Source organism: Nonomuraea sp. NPDC049695, assembly GCF_040674955.1.
Classification (GTDB): domain Bacteria; phylum Actinomycetota; class Actinomycetes; order Streptosporangiales; family Streptosporangiaceae; genus Nonomuraea; species Nonomuraea helvata.
Map to the genome: position 1 here is coordinate 1 of NZ_JBFANV010000163.1, position 11770 is coordinate 11770.

At 72.6% G+C, this 11770-nt stretch carries 6 protein-coding genes; 3 read left to right on the forward strand and 3 right to left on the reverse strand.

Annotated elements, in window-relative coordinates:
- Nucleotides 1-181 precede the first annotated feature (181 nt).
- A complete protein-coding gene (locus AB0J64_RS55445; RefSeq protein WP_364046360.1) occupies nt 182-3577 on the reverse strand; it encodes a phosphodiester glycosidase family protein in 3396 nt (1131 codons plus the stop codon).
- Nucleotides 3578-3673: 96 nt separating this feature from the next.
- On the opposite strand from AB0J64_RS55445, the gene AB0J64_RS55450 reads away from it, so the two are divergent.
- Nucleotides 3674-4873, forward strand: a complete 1200-nt coding sequence (locus AB0J64_RS55450; protein WP_364046362.1) for a cytochrome P450 — start codon at nt 3674-3676, stop codon at nt 4871-4873.
- Here AB0J64_RS55450 and AB0J64_RS55455 read toward each other — a convergent pair.
- Both AB0J64_RS55455 and AB0J64_RS55460 read right to left on the reverse strand, forming a co-directional pair.
- On the reverse strand, nt 4793-6889 hold the full coding sequence (locus AB0J64_RS55455; RefSeq protein ID WP_364046364.1) for a hypothetical protein: 2097 nt from the start codon (nt 6887-6889) through the stop codon (nt 4793-4795). The genes AB0J64_RS55450 and AB0J64_RS55455 overlap by 81 nt on opposite strands.
- 497 nt (nt 6890-7386) lie before the next feature.
- The gene (locus tag AB0J64_RS55460; RefSeq protein ID WP_364046366.1) at nt 7387-8058 is read right to left on the reverse strand and encodes a hypothetical protein; all 672 of its coding nucleotides are present in this window, start codon (nt 8056-8058) and stop codon (nt 7387-7389) included.
- A gap of 245 nt (nt 8059-8303) precedes the next feature.
- On the opposite strand from AB0J64_RS55460, the gene pulA reads away from it, so the two are divergent.
- Both pulA and AB0J64_RS55470 read left to right on the forward strand, forming a co-directional pair.
- Nucleotides 8304-10832: a pullulanase-type alpha-1,6-glucosidase gene (gene pulA / locus AB0J64_RS55465; RefSeq protein WP_364046368.1), complete on the forward strand. Its 2529-nt coding sequence runs from the start codon at nt 8304-8306 to the stop codon at nt 10830-10832.
- A 153-nt stretch (nt 10833-10985) separates the two neighbouring features.
- On the forward strand, nt 10986-11642 hold the full coding sequence (locus tag AB0J64_RS55470; RefSeq protein ID WP_364046370.1) for a hypothetical protein: 657 nt from the start codon (nt 10986-10988) through the stop codon (nt 11640-11642).
- Nucleotides 11643-11770 lie beyond the last annotated feature (128 nt).

Sequence of the window (11770 nt, forward strand, 5' to 3'; positions counted from 1 at the left end):
CGCCCTCGCCCGTCATCACGAGGTGGGAAAGACCGCTAAACGCGCGGCATCACTCACCGAGCACCGCGAGCAGGCAGGTTAAACGACAAGCTGAGGGCGGGCGTGGGCCCGCATGGCGCGAGCGCACGACGCCGGACCCTGGCGTCGTGCGCTCGCGGCCCCGAAGGGCCTGGGATCACCGTCAGGCGGCGGCCTTGGCGGCCAGCGCCACGGCGGCCTGACGCGTGACGCCGCTCACCGTCACAGCCAGCTTCACCTGGCCCTGCCGCAGCGCCGTCAGCGTCCCCGTCGAGGGGTCGAAGACGGCCACGTGCCACGGCTTGGCCGTCTGGCGGGTGCCGATGTGCAGGTTCGGCGAGCCGGACCAGGCCGCCGAGACCGGGTAGGCCGCGGGAACCGTACGGGCCCCCTGCTTGACCGCCGCCGTCACCGTGGCGGGCGCGCCGACGGCGACCGTGGCGGGCGCGGTGAGCACGAGGTCGTCCACGTGCGGCCGGACCTGCGTGCCGATCCAGTCCGGCGCGTCCGCGAACCAGTTGCGCCGTACGTGCTCCGCCTCCGCAGGCGTCACCGGGTCAACGCCCCACAGCGACCACCCGGTGAACCCGCCGTCGTCGGGCGGGGTGGCCGGGTTCTTGCCGGAGTTGCCGTTGATGAAGTACGGCACCGCGTCCACGTGCGAGGCGTGGAAGGTCCCCACGTGCGCCCCGATGTACGCGGCGCCCTTGCCGGTGGTGCGCTGGAAGTCGGCCAGCCAGCCTTCGACCAGCGCCGCCTCCTTGCGGTCGCCGAGCTGGCTGCCCTTGCCGGGCGTCGGGTCGCGCGGCGGGACGTGGAACAGGACCGCGACCGACCCCACCGACGGGTCGGAGGCCGCCTTGTCGAGCTGGGACCGGAGCATGGCCACCTGGTCGTAGCCGCCGCCCCGCAGGTTCAGTCGCGAGGTGTCCAGGGTGATGAAGCGGGTCCCCTTGTGGTCGAAGGTGCCGTACGTGTCACCGAAGACGGCCTTGAAGTTGTCGATCTTGCCGCCCATGACCTCGTGGTTGCCCGGAATGTAGTGATATTCCAGCGTTCCACCCAGTTCCTCGTCGAGGATCTTCTTGGCCAGCGCGAAGTCCTCGGGCGAGGCCTCGTCCACCAGGTCGCCGTTGATGAGCAGGAAGTCCGGCTTGGCGGCCTTGATCTCGCGCAGCGTGCGGCGGGCGTTCTTGACGATGTCGCTGTCCGGGTCCCTGGCCACGAACTGCGCGTCCGACATGACCGCGAACCGCCACGGCATCCTGGCCACGTCCGCCTTGACCACCGGATCGGCGACCCTGGGCGCGGCGGGCGCGGTGACCGACGGCGGCACCTTGGCGACCAGGCCGTCGATGAGGATGTCGTTGGTGTACTTCGCGTCCGCCTTGGTCTCGGCCACGTAGAAGCGCCGGAGCTTGAGCGGGTAGTTCACGCCCGGCGGCACGGTGAACTCGACGTACTTCCACCCGGTCCACGTCATGTACGGCCCGCGCAGGATCTGCGACTGGCCGAGCGCGTCGTAGAACTCCAGGCTCGGCCACTCGCCCTTGCCGGTGGAGTTGATCCAGAGCCCGAAGGCCTGCGGCTGCCCGTCGATCACGATCTGCTGCGGCGGGCTGGCGTACGCGGCCCGGGTCGCGGTCGAGGTGGTGAAGTCGTACGACAGCTTGAGGCCGCCGCCGCTCTGCCCGGGCGCGGCCGACAGCGAGCCGGTGGCGCGGGCGGCGGCGAACGTCCACTTGGCCGCGTCCTCGAAGTCGGCGACCGGCTTCTCCTCGAACCCGACCGTGACCGGCACGGCGGTGCTGGTCCTGCCGACCTTGGCGGTGATCAGCCCGGACGCGGGAGCCTTCTTGGCCTTGACCGAGAAGTAGCCCTGCTCGGCGGGGGTCACCTCGAACATGCTCTTGTCGTAGTCGAGCGTGACGTCGGAGGGCTCGATGGGCGCGGAGTTGCCGTTGCGGTCGTACCCGACCACGCCGAACGTCGCCACGCCGTCTGCTCCGGCCAGCCCGAGCCGGTCGGCGGTGGTGCCGAGCCGCTCGAGCGGCTGCAGGACAGTGAGGTCGATGGTGCCCTTCGCGCCGCCGCGCGAGGCGGTGACGGTGGTCTGGCCGGGCACCAGCGCGTGGAACCTCCCGTCGCGGATGACGCCGTGCACCGCCGGGTTCGCCCGCCACGACGGCGTGCCCGCGGCGGGGCCGTACGTCTCGTCGTATCCGGCGGCGGTCAGCCGCCTCGTGAGGCCGGGGAAGACGCGGTCGGGGCGGCCGCCGGCGACGGGAGCGACGCCGGGGGCCTTGGCCGGGTCGGTCGCGGTCTCCAGCCAGAAGCCCTTGAGCTTGCCGCTGCCCTCGGGCGCGTAGAGCGCGAGGCCGTTGGGGACGTGCCGCTCGCCGCCGTCGGAGGGGCTGTTCTCGACCTGCACGTCGGCGGAGCCGGGCTCGCGGGCGAGCATGGTGGAGGAGCCGCCGCCGTCGAGGTTGAGCGCGTTGGCGGCGCCGAGGTCGACCATCATGGCGGCCAGCTCGTTCAGCGTGACGCCGCGGCTGTCGGCCTGGCGGCCGTCCACGGTCAGCAGGTACATCTTCCTGCCGTCGGCCGAGAACCCGACGGCGGTACGGGGGTGCGCGGCGGGGTCGGTGGAGTTCTGCACGACGCCGTCCTTGACCAGCAGCTGGTTGCCGCCGACGGCCGCCTTGACCTGGCTGCCGTCCGACGACTTCGGCTGGTACTTCACGTCGACCCGGTCGCCGGGCTTCAGCGCGGACAGCGCGGTGGCGCCGGCGTCGCGGCCCAGCAGGATCGTGGTCCCGGCGGGGATCGGGCCGGTGCCCGCGGACGTGCGTACCTCGGAGACCACCCCGTCCACCAGGACGGCCTCGGCGACGGAGGTCGCGCCCTCGACGGCGCGGGCCCGGGTGTAGGAGCCCCACAGGGGCGTGAACAGCCCGACGCCGCCGCTCTGCACCATCTGGTTGAACTGGGTGAGCTTGATCGGCGATCCGCCGGCCGGCGTGGCGGTGCCCTCGAAGTACATCTTGAGCACGCGCCCGACGCCGTCGCCGGTGACCGCGACCGCGTTCTCGTGGCCGGCGACGGGCGACTGCACCAGCGAGCCGTTCTGCAGGCCGACGCCCTGGGCGGCGCCGGAGCTGTTGATGTCGAAGAAGTCGCCGTTGACGGCCGCGACGGCGTGCGCGCGCTTGGCGGGCCCGGACAGCGGCTCGGTCTTGGTCACCTCGCCGGAGTACAGGTAGTCGGCCTTGGCGCCGCCGAGGTCGGCGGTGACCGCGTCGGCACGCAGCCAGCCGAGCGCGTCGTAGGTGTCGAACGAGGTCAGCGAGATGCCCGGCGCCACCGGCCGGGTCCTCTTGGCCGTCTCCAGTTTCTGCCCGGCGTCCTGGGTGACGAGCAGCGTGGACGGCGGCGGATAGGACGACGCTTCGAGCGCGTCCTCTGCGGGGGTCGCGGGATCGGCCTGGGCGGGGGCGGCGGTCAGGGCCAGGGGGCCTAACGCCAGGGCCGCGGCGGCCAGGATTCTGAGGGACTGCACGACCGAACTCAATCGCTCGTGGATATAACTTTCAAGACTTAAGAGTGAACTAAAAGAAAATTTCAGATCTTGCCGGGCGACCGCCCTGCTACGAGCATGGGACGCGTGGATCGAGAGGCGCTCTACCGCGACCCGTATCCCGTCTACGCCAGGGCCCGCGCCGCGCCGGGGCTGACGTTCGTCGAGGAGCTGGACGCCTGGCTGGTGGCCCGGCACGCCGACGTGCGCGAGGTGCTGGCGCGCCCTGACGACTTCTCCTCCAAGGGCGCGCTGCGGCCGGACGTGATCCCGGCTCCGGCGGCGTTCGCCGAGCTGGCGGGCGTGCCAGGGAACGCGCCGGTGGTGCTGAGCACGGACGGCGAGGCGCACGTCCGCTACCGTCGGCCGCTCACCCGCGGCCTGTCCCCCGCCAAGGTGACGGCGGCGCTGCCGTTCATCCAGGCCACGGCGGGCGAGCTGGTCGCGTCGTTCGCGAAGGACGGCCGCGTGGAGTGGATGGCCGGGTACGCAAGGCCGCTCCCGGCCGCCGTGATCGGCCACCTGCTCGGCCTCGACCCGGCCGACGTCCCCGGCGCGATCCAGGCCGGCAACAGGGCCGAGGACCTGCTGTTCACGCCGATGCCGGAGGATCGGCAGGTGGCGGCGGCACGCGAGGTGGCGGCGCTGCGGCGGATGCTGGCCGCGCACGCCGCCAGGTCGAGGGCCCAGGACAACCTGACGGGCGAGCTGTCGCGCGGCCTCGCCCCCGGTCCCGGCGAGCCGGCGCCGGAGCAGCGCGACGAGATCGTGGCCAACACGCAGAACGTCATGCTGGCCGGCCACCTCACCACCACCGCGCTGCTCGGCACCCTCGTGCACCGCCTGCTGCGCGACCGCCGCCAGTGGGAGCTGCTGTGCGAGCGGCCGGACCTGGCGGGCGCGGCGATCGAGGAGGCCGCCAGGTTCGAGGCGCCGGTGCAGGGCTTCCGCCGCACGGTGACCAGGCCGCTGGAGCTGGCGGGGACCGCGCTGGACGAGGGTGACACGGTGTTCGTGTCGTACGGCTCGGCGGGGCGGGACGAGACGGTCTTCGAGCGGCCGGACGAATTCGACATCGCCCGGGAGCCGGTGCGGCACCTGTCGTTCGGCCACGGCGTGCACGGCTGCCCGGGCGCGCTGCTCGCCCGCGAGCAGCTCAGGATCACCCTGGAGCTGCTCGTACGCGACCTGCCCTGCCTACGTCTCGCCGGCGAGGACGTCGTCATGGCGGCCACCCTCATCCACCGGGCCCCCGAGGAGCTCTTCCTCCTCTGGTGAGCGCACCCCGGCGTGCAGCACCAGCGGCACGGCCAGCGCCACCGCCATGGACAGCACGGCGGTGCCCGAGTCGTTGACCAGCATGCCGACCACGCCGCTGACCAGCGCCCCGACGAGCCCGGCCCGCAGCATGGGCGCCCGCGCGAACGCCCTCGGCACGATGCCCGCGCTGATCTGCCCGGGCCGCAGCACGGCGAAGACCAGGAAGGCCAGGCCGGCCAGGACGATCGGCATGAGGTTCGGGGAGAGCATGGTGTTGAGCATGGCGCCCAGCTTGCGGCCGATCATGGGCCAGAACGTCCCGTCGATCACCTGCCCCACGAACCTCCCCAGGTGCGTCTGCGACGCGGGCGGCCGCAGGTGGTCGAGCACCGCGATGATCGACACGGCCACCCCGCCGAGCACGCAGAACGCGCCCAGCTTCACCACCGACACGCGCTTACCCGCGACGAGCAGCGCGGTCACCGCGATGCCCGGCACGAACGCGATCACGCCGCCGAAGTCGCTGCCCACGCCCGGCCAGCCCGCCAGCAGCATCGCGGCCACGCCGAGCCCCGCCACGCCGGCCACGGCCGGCCGTCTGCGCCCGGCCCGTACGAGGTGCTCGGCGGCGATGGCGGTGACCATGAGCACGGCGGTGGCCAGCAGTGCGAACGGGATGTTCGCCAGCCCGTAGTAACGCCCGCCGACCACCGCGGTGTAGCCCATCAGGCTGTCGAACTGCAGGGTCGTCCCGGTCAGCAGGTCGCCCACGAGCACGGTGGCGGTGATCGCGGCCACGGCGGCGGGCGGTCCCAGCGGGTCGCGCCGCCACGGGCCGCCGAGCGCGACCGCCGCGAAGAGCGCCGTGCCCGCCAGCACGCCGCCGATCAGCGTCGGCACGGGGTACGGGCTGCGCTCCCACGGCACGAGGTTGACCGCGTACGTGGAGACGGGGACGCAGGCGAGCACGATCGCGGCGGTGCCCACCACGCCGAGGCGCCTGCGCCTGGACAGCAGGAAGTAGGCGAGCGCGTAGAAGGCGACCTGGACGACGGCGAAGGCGGTGAAGAAGACGCCGGTCGTGCCGCGCACGGCGGTGCCCTTGAGGTCGGCCCTGCGCAGGTCGCCGGGGGTGGTGCGGTCGCCGAGCCGCCACGGCTGCCCGATCACGGTGGGGGGTGGCGCGATGCCGGCTGCGGCGAGGATCGTGGGCGTGATGTCGGGCAGGACGGTGATGTCGTCGCGCCTGGTGGAGTTCGTGCCCACGGACAGCCCCGCCACACCGTCAGCCGGCTGCTTCCACATGGCCACGCGCAGGTGCGGCACCGAGCCGTGGTCGCCGATGCCGGCCAGCACGATCTCGGTGTCCGGGGGCAGCTTGTCCAGCGCAGCGCCGACCTGGGCATCGACCTCGCGGACCAGGGCGCGCCGCCGCTCCGGCGCGATCGGCTCGGGTTCCTGCGACAGCTTGCCGTCCATGATGTACGGCTTCACCAGCGTGTCCACGTCCACGGCCAGCACCCGGCAGCGCGACCAGTCGGCCAGGCCGGCGGGCTCGGAGGCGTACAGGTCGACCTTGCCCTCCCGGTCGGCCAGGGCCAGCGCCGCGCCGGGACCGACGGCCGCGGTGCACTGCCCGGCGGCGTGCACCGCGCTCCCGAGCGTGCCCGCGTAGGTGCCGTCACGCAATTGCAGCAGCTCGCGGACCTCGGCGACCACGGCCCCGCCCCCTTGTGCGACCGGCTCGGGCGGCATCCCGCACCGGTGCCCGACCGCCGAGCGCACCCCGGCCGACACGGTCAGCCACCCGTCGTACGGGCAGGTCACGGTGCCCACGGCCTTGACCGACACGGACCCGAGTGCGCTCTCCCCGGCCAGCCGCCACAGGCGCGGCGTCTCGGCCGGGTCGAGGTCGTCCCAGAGCAGCCCCGGCACCCCGATGAACGCCACCCGCCCCGCCGTCGCCTCGGCCCCCGCCGCCTGGGCGGGCGCAGGCATCCACCACAGGGCGGACGAGACCAGCAGTAACAGCACCCACCTCACGATCGAACCCCCGTCGCTGTTGGGAAACGTCCGAAACCCTACCGGCCCAGGTGGTCAGACGGCGGGCTTCTTGACGATCAACCGGGCCAGCGCCTATCGCCGGTTTGGCCGCTCGTTTCTGGCGGGCGGCTTTGCGTTCCAGGCGGAGCAGGCGGGTTTGTTCTCCGCCTGTCAGCCAGTCTTTGCGGTGGCGGATTTTCTTCCCGGTGGCCAGGGCGAGCGGGACGGTGATGCCCCGGTCGATCGCGGTCTGCGGTCCCGTGTGCGGGGCGGGCAACGGTTCGGTGGTCTGGGTGCGGAACGCGATGTGCCACCCGGTGGTCTCCTTGACCAGCCGCGCCCCGGTGATCTTCCCGTCCGGGCCGCCTTTGGTGACCCCCGGCAAGTCTTTCGTCCACCGGAAGCGGACCCGGCCGAGTTTGGGGATGTTGACCGCGCCCCATCGCCGGTTGATCCGGGTGATGTTGAGGTCCCGCCCTTGGGGGACGTCAACGGCCATCCGGGAGCGGAAGCGGTTCTTGAACGTGGGGCGCCTGGCTGGGTGGTCGGGGTTGAAGAAGTTTCTCCACGCCTGCCGGTAGGTTTTGAGTACCGCCTGAGCGGCCTGGGCGGGCAGGTCCTTCAACCAGTCGATCTCTTTGCGGGCGGCCCTGATCCCTTCGTCGCATGCCGCGAGCGAGGCGAACCGTCCCTGCGGTGCAGGCCCGTCCGGCGGCGGTGCACTGCCAGCCGATGAGGTCGACGCTGGCCCGGGTGACGGCCCCGACGAGCGTCCCGGTCAGCAGCAGGGCGAACAGCCGCTGGGCCGCCTCGGTCACGTGCCGCAGGGCGCCGCGCGGCGGCCTGCGGAGCATGAAGTACGACAGGTTCGCCAGCGCGAACGGCAGCAGGAGCAGCCACAGCGCGATCGTCCTGCCGCCGGAGGTGAGGCCGCCCCAGGCGTACGCCTCGCGGTGGCGGCTGCCGGGCACGTCCGCGTGCTCGCCGTGCGGTCTGCCGTCCGTCGACCAGCGCCGGTAGAACCCGGTGGTGCCGTCGCCCGTGACCATCCGGGGGTGGGGGTGGGGGTGGTTCAGCATGCCCTCGGGGGGCGTGCCGGAGACGCCGTGCACGCGTAGCTCGGTCACACCGCCGCAGATCTCGTCGAGGAAACCGTCCATGCCCCATGGTCGCGCCGGGCGGCGACCACGTACAGTCACGACTTGGTGGCGCCCGCGGTGAGGCCGGTGATCAGGGTGGATGCCGCAACTGCCGCCGCCGCGGCGGGTAGGAGTCGTCGCATGTCCTCTCCTGTGTTTCCTCACGGGCCACGAGGGGGGGAACACGCCGGACGTTACGCCGACATGACGCGCGGAGAAAGATGCTGCATGGTCGTTTTCGGAAACTTCCAGAAAGGATGGCAAGCGTGGTGATCCATGAGGGCGAGGCGCGGGCCCACTGGATCGACCGCGACACGGTGGCCTGGCAGGTCGACCCGTCGTACCGGCACTCCCTGGCCTTCGGCACGGAGGTCGTCCACCTGACGCCCGGGACGCTCAGCGACGAGCAGCGGCGCCGGTGGCCGCACCTGGCGTCGTACACCGCGCTGAAACTGGACCCCCATGACGTCAGCCTGCTGCGCGCGGCGCTGCGCGAACGGGTCGTGGCCGAGCAACGCGACGCGTCGGGCGCGCTGCTGGCGGCCACGGGCGTGCAGATCCCCGGCGTGCTCGACGACCTGTACGCCGCGGCCGCCCGCGTCAGGCTCGGACCGGCGGGCCGGTTGTTCCCGGAGCTGTCGCTGTGGGCGCCGACCGCGCGCAAGGTGGAGCTGGCCCTGTACGGCGGCGAGTGGTGGCCGCGCCGGGGCGGCGGGCGCACGCTCCACCCGATGCGGCGCGACGACGAGAGCGGCGTCTGGTCGCTGCGCGGGCTGCCGACGTGGTGGGGGCGCGAGTACACGTTCCTCGTCACGCACCATTCGGGCACGAACGAGGTCACCGACCCGTACGGGGTGGCCGTGACGCCGGACGGCGGGCGCAGCAGGCTCGTCAACCTGGACAGCCCCGCGCTCAAGCCGCCCGGCTGGGACCGCCTCGCCAAGCCCCCGGCCGTCCCCCTGCACCGGGCGTCGATCTACGAGCTGCACGTGCGCGACTTCTCCGCCTCCGACGCGAGCGTGGCGGCCGGGCTGCGCGGCACGTACGCGGCCTTCGGCGCGGACTCGGCCGGCATGCGGGAGCTGCGGGCGCTGGCCGGGGACGGGCTGACCCACGTGCACCTGCTGCCGGTCTTCGACTTCGCCACGGTCCCCGAGCGCGCGGCCGACAGGACCGAACCCGACTGCGACTTCGCCGCGCTGCCCCCTGACTCCGACCGGCAGCAGGAGTGCGTGGCGCGCACGGCCGCGACCGACTCCTTCAACTGGGGGTACGACCCGCTGCACTACACGGTGCCCGAGGGCTCGTACGCGACGGACCCCGACCGGCGGATCAGGGAGTTCCGCGGCATGGTGGCCGCGCTCAACCGGGCCGGGCTGCGCGTGGTCATGGACGTGGTCTACAACCACACCCACTCCACCGCAGTGCTCGACCCGATCGTGCCCGGCTACTACCACCGGCTCCTGGAGGACGGGACGGTGGCCGACTCCACCTGCTGTCCCAACACCGCGCCCGAGCACACGATGATGGGCAGACTGGTCGTCGACTCGGTGGTCACCTGGGCGAGGCAGTACAAGATCGATGGTTTCCGCTTCGACCTCATGGGCCACCACCCCAAGGCCAACCTCCTCGCCGTCCGCCGCGCCCTCGACGAGCTGACCCCGGCCGAGGACGGCGTGGACGGCAGGTCGATCATCCTGTACGGCGAGGGCTGGAACTTCGGCGAGGTGGCCGACGGGGCCAGGTTCGAGCAGGCCACGCAGGCGAACCTGGCGGGGACCGGCATCGGCACGTTCACCGACAGGCTGCGCGACGCGGTGCGCGGCGGCAGCCCGTTCGACGCCGACCCCCGCGTGCAGGGGTTCGGCTCGGGGCTGGCGGGCGCGCCCAACGGGTCCCCCGCCAACGGCACGGCCGAGCAGCAGCGGCTCAGGCTCGCGGATTACGCCGACCTCGTCAGGATCGGGCTGACCGGCAGCCTGCGCGACTACACACTCCCCTCGGGAAGGAAGGGTTCGGAGATCTCCTACAACGGCTCTCCCGCCGGTTACACGGACGAGCCCGGCGAGGCGGTGGCGTACGTGGACGCGCACGACAACGAGACGCTCTTCGACGTGCTGGCGTACAAGCTGCCGCAGTGGACGCCGATGTCCGACCGGGTGCGCATGCAGGTGCTGTCGCTGGCCACGGTGCTGCTGGGGCAGGGTCCGGCGTTCGTGCACGCGGGCAGCGAGCGGCTGCGGTCGAAGTCGCTCGACCGCAACTCCTACGACTCCGGCGACTGGTTCAACCGGCTGCTGTGGGACTGCGGCTCCGGCAACGGGTTCGGCGGGGGCCTGCCGCCCCGGGCCGAGAACGAGGACAGGTGGCCGTACGCCCGGCCGCTGCTCGCGGACCCGGCGCTGAGGCCCGGCTGCGCGGAGATCGAGGCCTGCCGGGCCCGGTTCGGGGAGCTGCTGCGGATCAGGGCGTCGTCACCGGCGTTCGCGCTGGGGTCCGCGGACGAGGTGCGCCGCCGGCTGTCCTTCCCGGCCTCGGACGAGGGGGTGATCACGATGCAGGTGGACACGTCCGGGCTGGACCCGCGGTGGTCGTCGGTCACGGTGGTCCTCAACGCCACCCCGTCCACGCGTGCCCAGGTCGTGGAGTCCCTGGCGGGGCAGGAGATCTCGCTCCACCCCGTGCAGGCGGCCTCCGGCGACCCGGTCGTACGGGAATCCGCGTTCGACCGGGTCACCGGCACGCTCACGGTCCCGGGCCGCACGGTGGCGGTGTTCGTGGGTGCGCTGCGGTAAGCGCTGATGGGCAAGCTTGGCAAATCGTGCAGGGGAGAGAGGTGCGACATCCCGAGTTGAGGGAACAGTAACCAGGAATGCACATCACTGGCGTTGGCGGTCGCCGCAGCGCAGACTGGACAGACGGCGATCGCGTGGAGCAGTGGAGCACCCGTGGACAATCAGCTTGATCACATGCCGGTCCTGTCCCGCGGCAGACATCGCAACCCGAAACGCGGTGCCTGCTTCATGGAGCTGGCCTCCTACCTGGCCGGGGAACGGTGGAGCGACCATCCGGCCTGCACCCACCCGTTGCTGGCCGCCCTCGCCCGCCTGGTCAACGACAACACCAGCGACGACAGCCGCGCCCAGCTCGTCCGGCTCGTGCCGTCCATCATCGGCCTGGCCAGCGACGACCTGAGGGTGGACGCGCAGATCGCGCTGCGCTGCGCCACGACGGCCCTGCCGGTGGCGGCGGCCGAGCGCCAGCTCGCGCTCGCGGTGTCGGTGCTGGCGGCGGAGGAGATGCTGGCCCGGCTCGACGGGGCCCCGTCGGGACGGCTCGGCGAGCTGAGCCGCCGGGCGATGGAGGAGGTGCCGCACGCGGCCGAGCAGGCCCGTCGCTTCAGCCGCGCGGCCAGGATCACGGAGAAGGGCTTCCGCCGGTACGCGGCGCCGAACGCGGTGCAGCTGTCGGTGGTGGGCATCGTCCAGGCCTGCATCGCCGACCCGGACACGCTGCTGCGCCGGCTTCTGGAAGAGGCGATCGACGACTGCACCGCCCTCATCCGCACCCCGGAACCCGCCGCCCCGGCCCCGGTTCACGTCTGACCGTCTTTCTCCGCGGCGCCTGCTCGCGCGGCGCCGCGGCACCGAAGCCGGTCGGGCGGTCGATGGGTGCGGGCGGTGTCCGTCGAGGCCCCTCGCCCCTGCGATGCCGGACACGCCCGCACGCGGAT

Bases quoted from the DNA above. Each gene is read 5' to 3' on its own strand.
- AB0J64_RS55450 (WP_364046362.1), top strand. From the start codon at position 3,674: ATGGGACGCGTGGATCGAGAGGCGCTCTACCGCGACCCGTATCCCGTC.
- AB0J64_RS55460 (WP_364046366.1), bottom strand. From the start codon at position 8,058: ATGGACGGTTTCCTCGACGAGATCTGCGGCGGTGTGACCGAGCTACGC.